The following is a 17,684-nucleotide window of genomic DNA, read 5'->3' as shown; positions in this document are numbered from 1 at the left end:
TTTGATTTATGTTCAAGAAACCAATCGCGTATTGTTATGCATGACGGGAACAGAGTCGGTATTTGTACGATCACGCTTGTGCGATTCTGGAGTAGGCCGATTCTTGTTGGACAGTAGGCGTAAATCGAGCTAAGGCTAGTTAAGTTCGACAGTGGGCACAAGTTGGAGACGAGGTTAGTTAAGTTCGATATTAAGCGCAAGTCCGAAACAAGACTAGTTAAGTTCGGCAGTGGGCACAAGTTCGAGCAAAGCTAGTTTAGTTAGACAGTAGGCGCAAATCGGAAATAAGGTTAGTTTAGTTCGCCAGCAGGCACAGGTTCGAGCTAAGGTTAGTTAAGTTCGACAGTGCGCAAAAGTTCTAGCCAAAGCTAGTTGTTTGTTTGTCAGTACGCACAGGTTTGAGACAAGGGACAATACAGTTCGACTACATTCACAGAGAACTGGGTAAAGTGATTGTTCAACTGAATGGATGCGAACCGCGAACTCCATCCATGACCGCGAGTTTCCTCATCTAGCGCTTCTCAAGTGCATAGTGAGGCTAAGGCGGTGCGTCTCGGCATTTCTTCAGCATGAAAAATCAAAAGCGACACCCGGGCCAATCTGGCCCGGGTGTCGCTTTTGATCAGCTTAGTGCTGCGGCGTCATTTTAATATTGGGTTTGTCGCCCGCTTTCGGTTCTTTCGGTTTTGTATGACGAATCCGATCGATCAGCTTGCGGGTGAAAGGCCGAATGTAGCGGTCCAGACCGTACGCGCCGCCATTAGCGCCAGCAGTGAGGACGAGCATGCCCAGCAGCATCAGCCAAGGGTTCGTGCTTACCGTTCCGGCGAACATGAACATGAAGTTCATTAATAGTCCGAAGAAGGCGGCGGCCGTTGTCAGCGCTCCGACAATAAGACCGACTCCGACTAAAAACTCTCCAAGAGGGATCATAAAGTTAATCAGCTTGACGTTCGGGAGGGCGAAATGTTCAACAAATGCGGTGAAAGTCGGGTATACGAGCTCCCCCGTCCCTTTATCCAACACTGGATTTGCGACTGCGTTGTTCAGAAAGCCTCCGGCATTAAAGCCGTCCGTCAATTTATGAAACCCCGCCGTCATCCATTGCCAACCGAGCAGAAGGCGAATGACTAGTACGATACCGGCCGCCCATTTTTGTTCTCTCCACCACTTCATCATTTTCATCGACTCCTTTTCTTTTTCTTGATATCAGTATAGGATGGGATCGACGTAAAGAATGTGATTTATTTCACAAGTAAGCGCTCAAACTATGTCAAAATGGTTAACGAGCTGTCGACAGATGTGGTACAATAAGCGATGAGGTGAAAGCCAAGCTATGTTCCTGAAACGGATCGAATTATCAGGGTTTAAATCATTTGCCGACAAAACGGAGATGGAGTTCGTGACCGGCATAACGGCTGTCGTTGGACCGAACGGCAGCGGTAAAAGCAATATTTCCGACGGCATTCGCTGGGTGCTCGGAGAACAAAGCGCGAAGAGCTTGCGCGGTGGCAAGATGGAAGACATTATTTTTGCCGGAAGCGACGCGCGCAAGGCGGTCAATTACGGGGAAGTGTCGCTGACGCTAGACAACAGCGACGGCGCTTTGCCGCTGGAATACAATGAGGTAACCGTTACGAGGCGCGTTCACCGGAGCGGCGACAGCGAGTATATGATCAACAAGCAGCCGTGCAGACTTAAGGATATTACCGAGCTGTTCATGGATACGGGCATTGGCAAGGAAGCCTATTCGATTATCGGGCAAGGCCGGATCGAAGAAATTTTAAGTACCCGTTCCGAGGACAGAAGAGGCATATTCGAGGAAGCCTCCGGCATTGTTAAATATAAGTCCCGCAAGCGTGAGGCGCAGAAGAAGCTGGAGGAGACTGAAAACAACCTGCTGCGTATTCACGATTTGGTGTCCGAATTGGAGGATCAGGTCGGACCGCTGCGCGAGCAGTCGGAGAAAGCGATCCATTTCAAGCAATTGAAAGAGCAACTGAAGACGCAAGAAATATCGATGTACGTACATAACATTGAGAATGTCCACAGCTCGTGGGCGCAAGCCAACGAGAAGCTCGATGCATTGAAGCGTCAGCAGATGGAGCTGTCTACCGTCGTCAGCAAGCATGACGCTCTGCTCGAGAAAGACCGGCTCATGCTGCGGGAGCTTGAGGAAGAACTCGACGGACTGCACATGGCGATGCTCCAATACAGCGAGGAGTATGAGAAGTGCGAGGGCTACGGAGAGGTGCTCAAGGAGCGCAAGCGCAATCTGGAGCAGAACAAGCGGCAGCTGGAGGAGACGATCGCGACGCAGGACGAGCGCATCTCGACGCTCACCGGCGAAGAGGCGGAGTTCCGCAGCAAAGCTGCGGCTCTCGAATTGCAATTAGCCGATCTCAAGGCGAAGCTTACGGTGGAGGAAGCCAATCTGATCGGCGTGGCCGGCGGTACGGCGATTGACGCCGAGGAGACGCTCAAGGGCGAGCTGCTTGAGGTGCTCAGCGCGATGGCGCAGCTTCGCAACGAGATCCGCTACGCCGCTCAGCAGCAAGAAGCGGTTCAGCGGCGAATGGAAAGATTGACGGATGAAGAAACGAAGTGGTCGGAGCAGCACAAGAAGCTCGAGGCGCGCAAGCGCGAGCTGCAATCGCAGTTGGAAGCGACGCTTAAGGCGATCGATACGACGCGCAACCGTTATGTGACGGAGGCGGAGCAGGCGAAGGAAGCCGGTCAAATTATCGATGACGCGTCGTCGGCCGTCCGCAAATGGGAACAGAAGCTGGAATCGCAAATTTCGCGGCGCGACACGATGAAAGAGATGCAGGATGCGCTGGACGGCTTTATGCATGGCGTACGAGAGGTGCTGAAGGCTTCGCGTAGAGCGAACGGCGGCATTTCCGGCGTCCACGGCGCCGTTGCCGAGCTCATTCGTGTGCCGGAGCGGCTGGAAACGGCCATCGAGACGGCGCTTGGCGGTGCGATGCAGCATGTCGTTATGGAGGACGAGAAAGCGGCGAGAACCGCCATCAGCTTTCTGAAGCAGCGTCAGCTGGGCCGGGCGACTTTCCTGCCGCTGGACGTTATTCGCGGACGACAAGTGCCCGAGCATGACAAGCGGCTGGCCGCAGGCGCGGAAGGATTCGTCGGCGTGGCGGCCGATCTGGTGTCCAGCGAGCCGAGGTATGAATCGATCGTAAACAACCTGCTCGGTAACGTGCTGTTGGCCGAGACGCTGGAGCAGGCGAATCGGATCGCCTCGAAATGCCAGTATCGCTATCGCGTCGTAACGCTGGAAGGCGATGTCGTTAACGCCGGCGGTTCGATGACGGGGGGCAGCTTGCAGAAAAAAGGGGCCAGCCTGCTCGGAAGACAGCGCCAGATTGAGGCGCTCGACAAAGAAATTAAGGAAGCGGAAGGCACCATCACGCATTTGCGGGATAAGCTGAGCGATCTGCGCAAGGAGCAGTCGATTCGATCACATAAGATGGAAGAACTGCGGGCGGCAGCTGAGCAGAGCCGGATCGAGGAACAGCAAGTTCGAGCGGAGCTGCAGCAATTGCAAAACGAAGCGAAGCACTTGGGTGAGCAGGAGCAGCTGTTTACGGCCGACCGCAGCAGCCATTTGACCGAACAGAAAACGCTGCAGCAAAATGCGACGGAAGCAGAGCAGAAGCTCGTCAAGCTGACCGACGACGAGAGTAGGCTGCAGGATGCGATTAAACTGGCCGAGGAACGGCGTAAAGCGAGTGAAACGGCTAAGGAAGAGCTGCAAGGGCAGCTGACCGATCTGAAAATAGCGGTTGCCAAAACCGATCAGGAAAAGCAATCGTTCGAGGATCAGGCGTCTCGCGTGCGGACCGACATTCAGCGTGCGAAGCAGGAGCTGGCGGGTTACCGGACGCTGTATGCGCAGCAAGAAGAGGAAATCGAGCGGCATGGCGCAGAGACGGTCACGCAAATCGAGCAGTTGAATCATTTGCGGCTGAAGAAACAGGAGTGCGCGGAACAGACTGATTTGAAACGTGCGGCCAAAGCGGAACGGACGCAAGAGCTCGAGAATGGCGAAAGTGAAACCAAGGAGCAACGGGTGCAGCTTCGATCCGTAGAAGAGCAGATGAGGCAGACCGAGATCGCAGCGAATCGCCTCGACGTCGAACTGGACAACTTGCTGCGCAAACTGAGCGAGGATTACGAGCTTAGCTTCGAGCTGGCGAAGGAAATGTACCCAGTGCCGGAAGATATTATCGGTACGCAAAACGCCGTAAGAGACTTGAAACGGCAAATTACAGCGCTCGGCGACGTCAATCTTGGCGCCATCGAAGAATACGAGCGCGTGAAGGAACGGTTTGAGTTTCTGACCGAACAGAAGGATGATCTGGTCGAAGCGAAAACGACGCTTTACCAAGTCATCCGTGAAATGGATGAAGAGATGTCGAAGCGGTTTAGAACGACATTTGAAGCGATTCGCGGCCACTTCGTCGTTGTCTTCGCCAAATTGTTCGGCGGCGGGCGCGCCGATCTGGTTCTCGTGGATCCGACGAATGTGCTCGATACGGGCATCGATATCGTCGCGCAGCCGCCGGGCAAAAAACTGCAAAACTTGCAGCTGCTCTCGGGCGGCGAGCGCGCGCTGACCGCAATCGCCCTGTTATTTGCGATTTTGCAGGTGAAGCCGGTTCCGTTCTGCGTACTCGATGAGGTCGAAGCGGCGCTTGATGAAGCTAACGTCTCGCGTTTCGCCCAATATTTGCGGGAATTCTCGGAACTAACGCAGTTTATCGTTGTTACTCACCGGAAAGGCACGATGGAGGAAGCTGATGTGCTGTACGGGGTAACGATGGAAGAGGGCGGCGTGTCGAAGCTCGTCTCCGTCCGTCTAGAAGAGGATGAACATGAGTCTTACTCTGCTTAAAGCCGAGTCATATAAGTAATAGAAGAAACTGTATTCAAGAGGAAACGAAAGGTCGCTTCGCTTAGGCGGAACGGTAGGAGGACGGAATAACGATGAGTTTTTTTAAGAAACTGAAAGAAAGCATTGCTTCCAAAACGGAAGCAGTCACAAATATTTTTAAAGAAGGCTTGACGAAAACGCGTACGGCGATCGTTGAAAAAGTGGAAGAGCTGATTACGCGCCGCAAAAAAATCGACGAAGAGTTTTACGAGGAGCTGGAAGAGATTTTGATCGGCGCCGACGTTGGCGTCAACACGGTTATGCAACTGATCGACGATTTGCGGGCCGAGGTGAAAAAGCGGAAGATCGAAGACGCGGCCGAACTGCAGCCAGTATTGTCGGAGAAGCTGGTTGGCCTGCTTAAGGGCGAAAGCAATCCGGGTCTGCAAATGTCGAAGAATGGCGGCATTACGGTCATCCTGTTCGTCGGCGTGAACGGTGTCGGCAAGACGACGACGATCGGCAAGCTTGCGCATAAGTTCAAAAGCGAAGGCAAAAGCGTCCTGCTCGCGGCGGGCGATACATTCCGTGCCGGGGCGATCGAGCAGCTTGAAGTATGGGGCGAGCGGGTCGGCGTAGATGTTATTAAACAGCATTCTGGCTCCGATCCGGCAGCTGTTATGTTTGACGCCGTGCAAGCTGCCAAGCAGCGCAACGTAGACGTATTGTTGTGCGACACGGCGGGACGGCTGCAGAACAAAACGAACCTGATGGAGGAGCTGAACAAAATTTTCCGCGTCATTCAGCGCGAAATTCCGGACGCTCCTCACGAGGTGCTGCTCGTTCTTGACGCTACGACGGGTCAGAACGCGCTCAGCCAGGCGAAGCTCTTCGGCGAGAAGAGCGGCGTAACCGGTCTTGTCTTGACGAAACTGGACGGGACGGCGAAGGGCGGCATCGTTATCGCGATCCGCAACGAGCTGAATCTGCCGGTGAAGCTGGTCGGCCTTGGCGAGAAAATGACCGATTTGCAGGAATTTGATTCCGAGCAATTCGTTCACGCGCTGTTCGCGGGACTCATTCAGCGCGAGGAAGAGCAGGAGAAAGAGTAGCTTTTCCTGGCCGTTAAGGTGACAAGGACAAGAGCTTGACAGAGACGTCTCCGTCATGTAAGATAGGAGACGTTGCTCAGGTGTAAAGGATTTATCCTTGACGGCAAAAAGCCGTCGCGGGCGAATCCGCTAACGGACTGACAGCGCAACGGCTTAGAAAACGGGGAGGGGATCAAGGTGACGATAGCAAATGAACCGGACGCCCTGGCCAAAACAACCCGTATCAATATGCTGTTCGATTTCTATGAGCCGCTGCTTACCGATAAGCAGCGTATGTTCCTCAAATATTATTTTCACGACGATTATTCGCTTGGCGAAATTGCCGCCGAATCAGGCATTAGCCGGCAAGCGGTCTACGAGCACGTAAAGCGGGCGGAGCAGGTGCTGGAGAGCTACGAAAGCAAGCTTAAGCTGCTGGAAAAGCACGAAGCGGCCATGAAGGCTGCGGCGGAGCTTGTGATCGACATCGGCTCGCTTTCAGTGACAGAGAGCGAGAAACAGAAGCTTTACGCCATAATTGAACGAATGACAAAGAATGAAGATGAGAAGATGGAGGTGATCGATCATGGCGGCATTTGAGAGCTTAACGAACCGTTTACAGAACGTGTTCGGCAAGCTGAGAGGCAAAGGCAAAGTAACCGAAGACGATATTAACGAAGCGATGAGGGAAGTGCGTCTGGCGCTGTTGGAGGCCGACGTTAACTTTAAAGTCGTCAAAGATTTTATCGCCAAGGTGAAGGAAAAAGCACTCGGCCTTGAAGTGTCGAAGAGCTTCACGCCCGGCATGGTTATTATCGACATCGTTAATAAAGAAATGACCGAGCTGATGGGCGGCACGCAAAGCAAGCTGGCGAAGTCGAACAAGCCTCCAACCGTCATTATGATGGTCGGCTTGCAAGGCGCAGGTAAAACGACGACGACCGGCAAGCTGGCGAGACTGCTTCAGAAGAGCAACAATAAGCCGTTGCTCGTTGCGGCCGATATTTATCGACCGGCGGCGATCAAGCAGCTGCAGGTGCTCGGGGAGCAAATTCAAGCCCCGGTCTTCTCGCTTGGAGACAAAACATCTCCGGTTGAAATCGCCCGCCAAGGCTTGCAACATGCGAAGGAAAACGGCAACGACTACGTTATTATCGATACGGCGGGCCGTTTGCACATCGATCAGGAGCTGATGGATGAGCTGAAGCAGATTCATGCTCTCTCTGCCCCGGACGAAGTGCTCCTCGTCGTTGATGCAATGACCGGTCAAGACGCGGTCAATGTTGCGCAAAGCTTCCACGAACAGCTGGAACTGACCGGCGTCGTGCTGACGAAGCTCGACGGCGATACACGGGGCGGCGCCGCGCTGTCGGTTAAAGCCGTCACCGGACGTCCGATTAAGTTCGCGGCGATGGGCGAGAAGATCGATTCGCTCGAGCCGTTTTATCCAGACCGGATGGCTTCGCGGATTCTCGGCATGGGCGACATGTTGTCGCTGATCGAGAAAGCGCAGCAGAACATCGATACGGAGAAAGCGAAAGAAATGGAGCGCAAAATGCGCACCGCCGAATTCACGTTCGACGATTTCCTTGAGCAGATGGCGCAGGTCCGCAACCTTGGTCCGCTTGATCAGCTGATGGATATGTTGCCGGGCATGAGCAAGGTTAAAGGGCTGAAGGACATGAAGGTCGACGAGAAGCAAATCGATCGTGTCGAAGCTATTGTCCGTTCGATGACGAAGGAAGAGAAGCAAAAGCCTGAAATTTTGAACCACAGTCGCCGCAAACGCGTCGCCGCAGGCAGCGGAACGTCGGTTGCGGAAGTGAACCGGCTCATCAAGCAGTTTGACGACATGCGCAAAATGATGAAGCAGTTCTCGTCGATGATGGGGCCGAAAGGTCCGAAGGGCGGCAAAAAAGGGCTGAAGGGTCTGATCGGCAAAGGGATGAAATTCCCGTTCTAGTGCGTCTTCCTTAACGACTAGCGGCTACCGTTCGTCCGTTAATCAATAGAAACGTTTATTATTCGAAGGAGGTGAATTACAAATGGCAGTACGTATTCGTTTGAAACGCATTGGTGCCCACAAAGCTCCATTCTATCGCGTAGTTGTTTCCAACTCCCGTTCCCCACGTGACGGTCGCTTCATCGAAGAAATCGGTACTTACAACCCGGTTGCTCAACCGGCTCAAGTATCGATCGACGAAGAGAAAGCGTTGAAATGGCTGCAAACCGGCGCGCAAGCTTCTGATACGGTTCGCGACTTGCTTTCCAAAGCAGGTGTCCTGAAAAAGTTCCATGAGCTGAAGCAACAGAAATAACTGTTGAATAGCGGAGGGCCTTGAAATGAAAGATTTGATTCTTGTCATCGCAAAGGCATTGGTGGATCATCCGGAGGACGTGCGCGTCAATGTGAAGGATGACGAGCGGGGCACGGTGTACGAGCTTTCGGTTCATACCGAGGATATCGGTAAAATTATCGGCAAGCAGGGTCGCATTGCGAAAGCGATGCGGACCGTCGTTACATCCGCCGCCGTCAAATCGCAGAAACGCGTGATCGTTGACATCATATCGTAATTGCATAAGAATTAGGGTTAGGATGAATGCGTCCTAACCCTTTTTCAAAATATAAGGAAATAGGGATAAGAACGAAAATAAAGGGACGGTACATAGATGAGCAAATGGTATACGGTCGGCAAGCTGTCCAACACGCACGGCTTGCGCGGCGAAGTGAAAATTGTGCCAAGCACCGACTTTGCCGAGCAGCGGTTTGCGATAGGCAGCAAACTCGCGCTGCAGGACGAGCGGTCGGGGAGCATGACGACGATTGAAATCGTAAGCTCCCGGGAGCAGAAAGGCTTTTATATCGTGAAGCTGAAAGGCTTCGATCACATTAACGACGTCGAGAAGTTCAAGGGTTGGCTCGTGAAAATTTCCGAGGAGGAGCAGGGCGAGCTGGAAGAAGGCGAATACTACTACCATGAAATTATCGGCTGCAAAGCGGTAACGGAAGAGGGCGAGGAGCTCGGCGTCATTTCGGAAATATTGAGCCCCGGCGCCAACCATGTCTGGGTCGTGGACCGCATTCAGCCGAAGGGTAAGCAACTGCTGCTTCCGGTCATCGACGATGTCATTCTGGATGTCGATATTGTAAACAAAAAGGTGCTTGTACGGCTTCTGGAAGGATTGATTTAAAGTGAAAGCGATGAAGATCGATGTGCTGACGCTGTTTCCCGAAATGTTCGACGGCGTGTTCGGTGCGAGCATTTTGGGCAAAGCGAAGGAGAAAGGCATCGTCGAGCTTGCGGCGGTCAACTTCCGTGAATATGCGAACAATAAGCATAATACGGTGGACGATTATCCTTACGGGGGCGGAGGCGGCATGGTGCTGAAGGCCGAGCCTGTATTCGCTGCAGTTGAGGATTTAATGCAGGAAGCCGCAGAAGGCGGCAGGAAGCCGCGCGTCATTCTGATGTGCCCGCAGGGCGAGCCGTTCACGCAGAAGAAAGCGGAGGAGCTGTCTCAAGAGGAGCATTTAGTGCTGATTTGCGGCCATTACGAGGGCTACGACGAACGAATTCGGCAATACTTGGTGACGGATGAGCTATCGATTGGCGATTATGTGCTGACTGGCGGCGAAATCCCGGCAATGACGGTCATCGACAGCGTCGTGCGGCTGCTGCCCGGCGTGCTTGGCAACGAGACTTCTGCCGTCACTGACTCGTATAGCACCGGCCTGCTGGAATATCCGCACTATACACGACCGGCCGTCTTCCGAGACTGGGAAGTGCCGGAGGTGCTTCTATCCGGTCATCACAGCCGTATTGAGGCGTGGAGAAGAGAGCAATCGCTGCTGCGCACGTTCAATCGCCGGCCGGACTTGCTTTCGTCAGCCGAACTGACGGAAAAGGAACGGAAATGGCTGGAATCGCTTCCGCTTCAGTTGGAGGAGGAAGGCGCAGCCCAGGATGACGGGAACAAATAGCGCAGAGGGATTCTGGGGAAACGATAGCGCTCGCCGTTAAAGCCCGATTCCTATCGTAGACTTTCATCAGGAATCGGGCTTTAACAGCGATCGGATGAACCTTCTGTCACGCAGCGTTCGCTCGTCTTGAATTTATGCACTGATTTCGGTTTTGAGCCGAAAAAAGACCGAACATGCCGATGAGTAGAACATCATCGGCATGCCCGGTCTTTTTTTTTATAATAGCTTCAATTATGGCGTATAAAAATTATGGGTATAATAAATACCGTATGAACCGCCGAAAGCGACGCCTGCGCCGAGCTTAGTCAACTCAGGATTCAATAAGCTGCTGCGATGACCTTCCGAGTTTACCCAGCCGAAATGGGTGTATAGGCTGTCTGAGTAGCCAGCCGCAATGTTTTCCGCAGCAAGGTGATAGACGATGGACTGCTTTTTCATACGGTCAAATGGCGATGCCCCATCCGGATTTTCATGGGAAAAGAATGATCGCGCCGCCATGTCCTCGCTGTGGGCTCTTGCCGATGAGGCAGCCTTATCATCCCAGCTCAGTACAGCAATGCCTCGTCTCATTCGCTCCGCATTGGCCAGATCGTAGCTTTGACGCTCCAGGGCGGTCCGCAGTTCTTTGTTTCCAGCCGATTTGCCGGAAGCCGGGCTCAATGACCCTTTGTTCGACTGTAAAATACCGATGATACGATTTTTGTCCAGACGGTCGATAAACCATGTGGTCGTCAAGCCGTCTTGTTCATAGGTGAAGGAATCGTCCGTTTCTTTCCCTGTTGTTTTTTTGCCCAGCTTTTGTTTGGCATCGGACAGTGTCATGCCGATCGCGGCTGTGTTTGAAGCGTTCCATTCGCCAACGGCGTTGGTGAAGAGAGCGACAACTCGGCCATTTTGCACGCCCGCCATAGCAAAGGAAGCGTAATCCGCATTATACACTTGCCAATTGAAGCTGTACGGCGAGGCGTCGGTGCGATTTGCCTTTCCCCAGCGTTCTTGCAGCTTGTCCGCTGTATCGCCAATATGAATGCCGTTCAAGGCGCTCTCATCGTTGACCGCGCCAATGACGGGTTCTTTCGGCAGTGACGGAATCTCGGCAAGAATACGATTCAGGAAAGCCAACGCTTCTGCGCGGGTAAGAGTGCCGTTCGGCTCGTAGCCAGCGACAGTTGCCGAGGTGCGTCCATTGGTCAGCTTGTTGTCAAGCAGCCATTGAATGGCCGCATGCTCGGAAAAGGGTTGAGCCGTTACGGCAGTTACAATTAGACGAGCGGCTTTTCCCCGGCTGAACTTGGCGTCGGCAGTGGAACCGGTCGGCCAGCCTTGCTGCGCAGCATAAGCATAATAGGGCTGGTGCCACGGCTTGCCAGCGATGGCCGGCTGCTCCAAGCCGTATGCGCGAAGCAGCAGCGCCAGAAACTCGGGTTCTGTAATCGTCCGGTTCGGTTTGAAGGTGCCGTCTTCATAGCCGGTCGCCAGTTTGGCTTCAACAGCCCATGTGATATAGGATTCGGCCCAGTGCTTGCTTGTGTCGGAAAACGAAACGGAGGCGAATGCTTTCGCCTGCGGAAATGGTGCAACGACGGAGGAGATTAACAGAGAAGCGGACAGCGCCACCGGTAATAAGATGGTCGCTTTTTTACGCATCGCTATTTTTTTCTTAGCTGTAGTCATTACTTCATCCTTTCTGTTTGGGAAGCTATTAAATATTTTTTTATTATACTAGAGTATAACGGCTAAGATGAGGTTGAATTTTATATCCCAATATGATAAAATTTCAAATGTTGTTTGTATTAATCGGGCGGTCCGCTAATCGCGAAGACCCTTGCTCAAGGAAGTAAGGCGAGCCATTAAGAACGTCTATGGTGGAAGGAGTGAATCCAAGATGAATCTCGTACAAGCGATTACGCAAGAGCAGCTTCGCAAAGACCTTCCTAACTTTCGTCCCGGTGACACGTTGAAAGTTTACGTTAAAGTTATCGAGGGATCCCGCGAGCGGATCCAGCTTTTCGAAGGCGTCGTTATTAAGCGTCGCGGCGGAGGCATTAGCGAAACGTTTACGGTACGCAAAATTTCTTACGGTGTAGGTGTGGAAAGAACATTCCCGCTGCATTCGCCTAAACTCGACAAAATCGAAGTGGCACGCCGTGGTAAAGTGCGTCGCGCGAAACTGTACTATCTTCGCAACCTGCGCGGTAAAGCTGCAAGAATTAAAGAAATTCGTTAAGATGAAACGACAAGAGGGGCTTGCGCAAACAAGCCCCTTTTCGTTATTTATGTGCAAATGGGTCGCGTAAGACAGACTACGCATAGAAGGAAGGCGTAACGGATGGATTCACAGCAGCGGAATGAAGATATTGTAGACGATAGAGCAAACGCGGACAACACGGTGGTTCTGAACGGAAGATCGTCCAATGACAAAGGCGGCCGTGCCGCAAAGGAAATATTCGAATGGATCAAAGCGCTGGCGATCGCCGTTATTCTCGTCTTCGTCATTCGAACCTTTCTTTTCTCTCCTTTTATTGTGGAGGGACCTTCCATGCAGCCGAACTTTGAAACTGGCGAAAGACTCATCGTTAATAAAATTTTGTATAAAGTACGCGAGCCGAAGCACGGTGAAGTTGTCGTTTTCCACGTGCCGGATCAAGGCAGAGATTTCATTAAGCGTGTCATTGCGCTGCCGGGAGAGACGGTTCGTGTAGAAGGTGACGACGTCTATGTAAACGACGTGAAAGTCGAAGAGGCGTATATTAAAGAAGCGATTGAAAAAGCGCATGCCGAGGGCAAGCTGTATAATACAAACCAAGGGATGACCTCGAACTTCCCTAACGATAAAAATCCGGAGGCTACCGTGCCGGAAGGCATGATATTCGCCATGGGCGATCATCGTGACAACAGCCAGGACAGCCGCGATATCGGCTTCGTTTCGGAAAAAGAATTGATCGGCCGGGCCGATTTTATTTTCTGGCCGCTGAACAAGCTGAGCTTTATCAAGCACGGGTAACGAAACATGAGGTGAATGCATGACGATACAATGGTTCCCAGGGCATATGACCCGGGCGAAAAGACAAATTCAAGAAAAATTAAAGCTGATCGATATTACGATTGAATTGCTCGATGCAAGGGTGCCGCTATCGAGTCGCAATCCGATGGTTGATGAAATATTGGCGGGTAAGCCTCGTCTGATTATATTGAACAAATCGGATTTGGCCGATCCGCGGATAACCGAGCAATGGATTACGTATTTCAAATATGAGGGACATGAAGTTATCGCTGTCGATTCGTCGACCGGCACAAAGGTGAACGAAATCCCGGAGAAAGCCCGCGAGCTGCTGCGAGAGAAGATTGAGCGTCAGCTATCCAAAGGGATTAATCCACGCGCGGTTCGGGGGCTGATTGTCGGTATTCCGAATGTTGGCAAGTCGACGCTCATCAATCGGCTGGCCGGGCGCAACATTGCGATCACGGGTGATCGGCCCGGCGTGACAAAGGGACAGCAATGGATTAAAGTCGGAACGGAAATGGAGCTGCTCGATACGCCGGGTATTTTATGGCCGAAGTTTGAGGACGAGCTCGTCGGCTATCGTCTTGCGATGACCGGCGCCATTCGCGAACAGGTACTGAACGTCGAGGATATCGCCTTTTTCGCGCTTCGCGATTTGGCGGAGCGGTACTTGCCTGCGCTGCAGGAACGGTTCGAATTGGACATTACTTCGATTGATCCGGCCAATTCCGACGACATTGTGCAGTTGATGGAAGCGATCGGCCGTAAAAGAGGGTGCCTGCTAAGCGGAGGCGTTGTTAATTTGGAGAAGACGGCCGGCATTATTTTACGCGAAATGCGGGCGGGTAAGCTGGGACGCATTACGTACGAAGCTCCTTTTCCCGATCATGCGGAATAATTCGAAAAACGGCGATACGGTATAAGGAAATGACGGGATGAGAATGGAACCGGGGGAACAACTGCATATGCTGGAATACGAGCGCAAGCTATGGGAAGAAGGCTACGCGGCGATTGCAGGCGTTGACGAAGTAGGGAGAGGCTGTCTGTTCGGCGACGTCGTAGCTGCGGCCGTTATTTTGCCGCCGCAGCTGCTGCTCGAAGGCGTGAACGATTCGAAGAAGCTGTCCGAGAAGAAGCGGGAATTGCTTTACGACACGATTACGCGCCAAAGCTTGGCATGGGCCGTCGCTAGAGTGGACGTGGAGACGATCGATCGGATCAATATAAAGCAGGCTTCCCGCCTTGCAATGAAGCTGGCGGTAGAATCGCTTCAAATCGGCGCCGATTATTTGTTGGTCGATGCCGAGAAGGTAGATTTGCCGCAGCCGCAGCTCGCCATTATTAAAGGCGATGCGACAAGCCAATCGATTGCGGCCGCGTCGATTATCGCGAAAGTGACCAGAGACCGATTATGCGTGACCGAGTGGGATCAAATGTATCCCGAGTACGGCATTGCTATACATAAAGGCTACGCGACGAAGCAGCATCGCGAAAATTTGCTGACTTACGGCGCCTCGCCGCTGCATCGGCAATCCTTTTTAGGTAAAATATTTTCGGAGCAGCAGATGCTATTTTAGAGGAATGGCGTTATTCGCCGCTTAGCCGCGTCCGGGCAGGACAGCGCACTGTGTGAAGCAGGCGTTGTCCTTTTTTTTATGCTTGACGGCTAGTCTCGCGAAAGGAGGGGACGAATGCAACGCATCCCTTTATTCGAAGCGCGTTGCAGCCGATAAATAAGGTAAATGGCGAAAAGACAGAGTTGGGCCTAAGAGGGTTGCGACGAATCGGATAGCATGGAATTGCAATGGGGAAGCGGGTGTATGCGATCGTGAATATCAGTCAAATGGTGAGAGGGCTGCTGGGCGAGACGAAGGCGGGCGATGTGCGCGCTTTGGAATTGAAGCCGGGGCAGACCGTTCGGGGCGTCGTCATGCAGGTGTTGGACAATAACGAGAGTATCGTATCGATTAACGGTGTACAGGTTCGCGCTAAGCTGGATGCGCCTTTACAGGCTGGACAGGCGGCGATGCTGCAGGTGCAGCCTGAATCGACTGGCAGCCTGATCGTGTTGAAGCAGGCGGACCCTGCAGTTGCCGGACAAGCGTCAGAGGCGATGTTGAAGGATATGGCGAAGCAGCTCGGCCTTCCGGATCAAAAATGGGCTTACGAGATCGTCAAGGGCCTTCGTCAAGAAGGCATTCCACTGAACCGTGATACGATAAAGGCGTTCCAGCAGGCAGCGGAAGCGATGCCGAAGGGAGTCAGCGCCGAGCAATGGATGCAGGCGGCGGCTGCCGCTTTCAAACGCGGCCTTCCAATGACCGGGGCGACGATTTCAGCGCTGCAGCAGGTTATGTTTGGACAGCAAGCCGACCAACTGCTGGAGACGCTGAAGCTGCAGCTTGCTGCATTTACTGCAGGCGGTTCAGGAACGGACGAGGCCGGTGGCAATCCGCCCGAGCAAAAGCTGCAGCAGCTTGCTGCGCGGCTCATGGCGCTGATTGGAGACGGTGAAGCGTTGATGAAGACGTCCGGCAGTCCGGACGGCGCGGCGGCCGGTAAAACGGCCCCAGCCACAGGTTCGGCAGTCGGCGGAAACGCGGGTGGAGCGGCAGTACAGACCGGCGCTGGATCCAGTGCGCAGACATCTGCGGGCGGAGCTGCGGCTTCCGCGCAGGCAGGCGTTGGCACGTCGGCCCAGCCGTCCGCCGCTGCCATTGCCGCCCAAGCTTCCGGCGGCGGGCCGTCTGGAGCGCAGCTTGCAGGCCATGCTCAGCCATCAGAAAAGCTTGTACCGCAAGCTCCGGGCGGAGCTGCAGCAGGTGGAGCAAGCGGCGACGCGGCGGCTAAAGGCGGCTCCGAGCTTGCAGCCGGGGGCTTGTCGAGGACGGCAGGCCAGACAGCTCCTGCCTCTGCGTCCGGCAATTGGATCGGGCAGATGATGAAATGGCTGGGCGTCGATTATGAGAATCAGCTGCTGAAGCAGCTGCCGCAAGGACAGGAGGCGACAGCAAGGCAGAGCGGCCCGCAGGCCCAGGCAGGGGCAGGGACGGAAAGAGGGGGAACTCCTCCTGCTTTGGTGAATGGGCAACCTGAGCAGGCTGCTTCTTCTACTGCACGGACGGACGGAGCAGCCGCTCGCGCCGTTCAAACGCCGCCGCAGCCGGCTGCAGCAACAGCGGCAGCCGCGCCTCAGCAGGCTGTTGTTGAGCAGGGAGCTCGAACAGATGCGTCAGCGCGAACAACGGAGTCGATTCTTCGTCCTGGACAAGCGGCTGCGTCGGCAATTCCGCTTGCTGCGATGGATGGAGCTCAGGTGAATGATGCAAGACCTGGCGTACACGATACGCTTAAAAGCGCGCTGCTCGCATTGGCTTCGTCGAACGACGCCCCGGCAGTGCTAAGAGACACGGCGCAGCAGCTCGTTCAGCAGATTACTGGCCAGCAACTGCTGCTTGCGCCGGAGCGCAACGGCGCGATGTTTTCGCATCTGACGCTAATGATCCCGCTTCAAGGCTCGGACGGCGCTCAAACGGCTTCCGTACAAATACAGACGAGGCGCGGCCGCAAGGGTGAGCTGGACGCTGACAATTGCCGCTTGCTGTTCAATCTGTCCATGAGGACGCTTGGTGATACTGTCGTCGACGTGCAGGTCGTCGATAAAATCGTCAGCCTGACATTATGGAACGATCATCCAGCAATCGAAGCGCTGACGCAGGCGGGAAGAGAAGAAGTGGCGGAACAGTTGAATGCCGCGGGCTTCCAGCTTTCCTCGTTAAAAACGGCTTCTGGCTTTCAAGCGCCGGGTGGCGATGCTAGCGGTGCCGAGCCGCTGGCCGGTCCGCCTGCCGGGCTCGGCAGCCCGCGCTACAAAGGAGTCGACTTTCGCATATGAGCAAGGAACCGGTGAAAGGAAGGCATACGACTCGGCAGCGAAAAGCCGTTGCATTAAAGTACGAGCCGGGAGAAAATCAAGCGCCTGTCGTTAAGGCGAAAGGTACCGGCCATTTAGCCGACCGGATTCTGGAGCGGGCGCAGGAGCACGGAGTTCCTGTGCAGGAGGATCCCTCGCTTGTTGAGGTGTTGTCCAAGCTTGATATCGATCAGACTATCCCGCCGGAGCTGTACACGTTAGTGGCGGAAGTATTAAGCTTCGTCTACCGGGCGGATCGTAAAGCGAGGGACTTGAATGAATGAGGGGCGGACGGATAACGGCAAACGGGAGGACGGTCGGAAGCGAACCGGCCGGATCGGCGAAGATGCGGCCTGCCGGGCACTGACGGATGCAGGTTATACGATCGTCGAGCGCAACTGGCGCTGCCGTTCTGGTGAAATCGATGCAATCGCAAGCTGGGACGACAAGCTCGTATTCGTGGAGATACGTACGCGAAGGGAAGGCGGCCGCTACGGAACGGCAGCTGAATCGGTAGATATTCGAAAGCAGCGCAAAGTGGCCCTACTATCGCAATATTATATGCGCGAGCGGAGGCTGGGGGAAGTTCCAGTCCGCTTCGACGTCGTTGCCGTACTCCTCGGCCGAGGAGACGAAATCGTCGAGTTGAAGCATTACGCGGGCGCGTTCTAGTATAAAATAACGAGAGTTGTCTGAGAGTGGCAGTACTGAACGAATTGGAATCCAATATAGCAGGAATGACATCCCGTTTCACGGTTTAATGTGAAGCGGGATATTTATTTGGATTTAAACACGGC

General features: G+C 53.8%; 17 protein-coding genes. 15 read left to right on the top strand and 2 right to left on the bottom strand.

Features of this window, described 5'->3' with window-relative positions; genetic code table 11:
• Window positions 1–627 precede the first annotated feature (627 nt).
• Window positions 628–1,179: a DoxX family protein gene (locus ACFVTB_RS16860; RefSeq protein ID WP_387751344.1), complete on the bottom strand. Its 552-nt coding sequence runs from the start codon at window positions 1,177–1,179 to the stop codon at window positions 628–630.
• Window positions 1,180–1,336: 157 nt separating this feature from the next.
• Here ACFVTB_RS16860 and smc point away from each other — a divergent pair, with 157 nt between their 5' ends.
• The 8 genes from smc (at window position 1,337) to trmD (ending at window position 9,970) form a co-directional block, all read left to right on the top strand.
• Window positions 1,337–4,918, top strand: coding sequence for a chromosome segregation protein SMC (gene smc, locus ACFVTB_RS16855; protein WP_387751341.1), 3,582 nt, complete (start codon window positions 1,337–1,339; stop codon window positions 4,916–4,918).
• 92 nt (window positions 4,919–5,010) lie between these two features.
• Entirely contained in the window at window positions 5,011–6,009 is a 999-nt protein-coding gene (gene ftsY / locus ACFVTB_RS16850) for a signal recognition particle-docking protein FtsY (RefSeq protein WP_387751338.1), read from the top strand.
• A 228-nt stretch (window positions 6,010–6,237) separates the two neighbouring features.
• Window positions 6,238–6,588 carry a YlxM family DNA-binding protein gene (ylxM, locus tag ACFVTB_RS16845; RefSeq protein WP_387751445.1) on the top strand — a complete coding sequence of 117 codons (351 nt, stop codon included), beginning with the start codon at window positions 6,238–6,240 and terminating at the stop codon, window positions 6,586–6,588.
• Window positions 6,575–7,951, top strand: a complete 1,377-nt coding sequence (ffh, locus tag ACFVTB_RS16840; protein WP_387751335.1) for a signal recognition particle protein — start codon at window positions 6,575–6,577, stop codon at window positions 7,949–7,951. Before ylxM ends, ffh begins: the two co-directional genes overlap by 14 nt.
• An 82-nt stretch (window positions 7,952–8,033) precedes the next feature.
• Window positions 8,034–8,306, top strand: a complete 273-nt coding sequence (gene rpsP / locus ACFVTB_RS16835) for a 30S ribosomal protein S16 (RefSeq protein ID WP_387751333.1) — start codon at window positions 8,034–8,036, stop codon at window positions 8,304–8,306.
• A gap of 25 nt (window positions 8,307–8,331) precedes the next feature.
• Window positions 8,332–8,562 (top strand): KH domain-containing protein, encoded by a 231-nt coding sequence (locus ACFVTB_RS16830; protein ID WP_387751330.1) that lies wholly within the window; start codon window positions 8,332–8,334, stop codon window positions 8,560–8,562.
• A 96-nt stretch (window positions 8,563–8,658) separates the two neighbouring features.
• The gene (rimM, locus tag ACFVTB_RS16825; protein ID WP_387751328.1) at window positions 8,659–9,180 is read left to right on the top strand and encodes a ribosome maturation factor RimM; all 522 of its coding nucleotides are present in this window, start codon (window positions 8,659–8,661) and stop codon (window positions 9,178–9,180) included.
• Window positions 9,181–9,190: 10 nt separating this feature from the next.
• Window positions 9,191–9,970, top strand: a complete 780-nt coding sequence (gene trmD / locus ACFVTB_RS16820) for a tRNA (guanosine(37)-N1)-methyltransferase TrmD (protein WP_387751443.1) — start codon at window positions 9,191–9,193, stop codon at window positions 9,968–9,970.
• A gap of 231 nt (window positions 9,971–10,201) precedes the next feature.
• On the opposite strand, the gene ACFVTB_RS16815 is transcribed toward trmD, so the two are convergent.
• On the bottom strand, window positions 10,202–11,644 hold the full coding sequence (locus ACFVTB_RS16815) for an S-layer homology domain-containing protein (RefSeq protein ID WP_387751325.1): 1,443 nt from the start codon (window positions 11,642–11,644) through the stop codon (window positions 10,202–10,204).
• A 211-nt stretch (window positions 11,645–11,855) separates the two neighbouring features.
• On the opposite strand from ACFVTB_RS16815, the gene rplS reads away from it, so the two are divergent.
• From rplS to ACFVTB_RS16780, 7 genes are all read left to right on the top strand, one after another.
• Window positions 11,856–12,197: a 50S ribosomal protein L19 gene (rplS, locus tag ACFVTB_RS16810; RefSeq protein ID WP_387751322.1), complete on the top strand. Its 342-nt coding sequence runs from the start codon at window positions 11,856–11,858 to the stop codon at window positions 12,195–12,197.
• Window positions 12,198–12,299: 102 nt separating this feature from the next.
• Window positions 12,300–12,974 carry a signal peptidase I gene (lepB, locus tag ACFVTB_RS16805; protein ID WP_387751319.1) on the top strand — a complete coding sequence of 225 codons (675 nt, stop codon included), beginning with the start codon at window positions 12,300–12,302 and terminating at the stop codon, window positions 12,972–12,974.
• A 19-nt stretch (window positions 12,975–12,993) separates the two neighbouring features.
• Window positions 12,994–13,872: a ribosome biogenesis GTPase YlqF gene (gene ylqF / locus ACFVTB_RS16800; protein WP_387751317.1), complete on the top strand. Its 879-nt coding sequence runs from the start codon at window positions 12,994–12,996 to the stop codon at window positions 13,870–13,872.
• Window positions 13,873–13,939: 67 nt separating this feature from the next.
• The gene (locus tag ACFVTB_RS16795; protein WP_387751441.1) at window positions 13,940–14,551 is read left to right on the top strand and encodes a ribonuclease HII; all 612 of its coding nucleotides are present in this window, start codon (window positions 13,940–13,942) and stop codon (window positions 14,549–14,551) included.
• A 227-nt stretch (window positions 14,552–14,778) separates the two neighbouring features.
• Window positions 14,779–16,869: a hypothetical protein gene (locus ACFVTB_RS16790; RefSeq protein WP_387751314.1), complete on the top strand. Its 2,091-nt coding sequence runs from the start codon at window positions 14,779–14,781 to the stop codon at window positions 16,867–16,869.
• The gene (locus ACFVTB_RS16785; RefSeq protein ID WP_387751311.1) at window positions 16,866–17,171 is read left to right on the top strand and encodes an EscU/YscU/HrcU family type III secretion system export apparatus switch protein; all 306 of its coding nucleotides are present in this window, start codon (window positions 16,866–16,868) and stop codon (window positions 17,169–17,171) included. The genes ACFVTB_RS16790 and ACFVTB_RS16785 overlap by 4 nt, the downstream gene beginning before the upstream one ends.
• Window positions 17,164–17,559 (top strand): YraN family protein, encoded by a 396-nt coding sequence (locus ACFVTB_RS16780; protein ID WP_387751308.1) that lies wholly within the window; start codon window positions 17,164–17,166, stop codon window positions 17,557–17,559. The genes ACFVTB_RS16785 and ACFVTB_RS16780 overlap by 8 nt, the downstream gene beginning before the upstream one ends.
• The last annotated feature ends 125 nt before the right edge of the window (window positions 17,560–17,684 follow it).

Origin of the sequence: Paenibacillus sp. NPDC058071 (assembly GCF_042885235.1) — a bacterium.
Taxonomy (GTDB): Bacteria; Bacillota; Bacilli; order Paenibacillales; family Paenibacillaceae; genus Pristimantibacillus.
The sequence above is the reverse complement of the archived record's forward strand: the minus strand, read 5'-3'. Positions and strand labels throughout refer to the sequence as shown.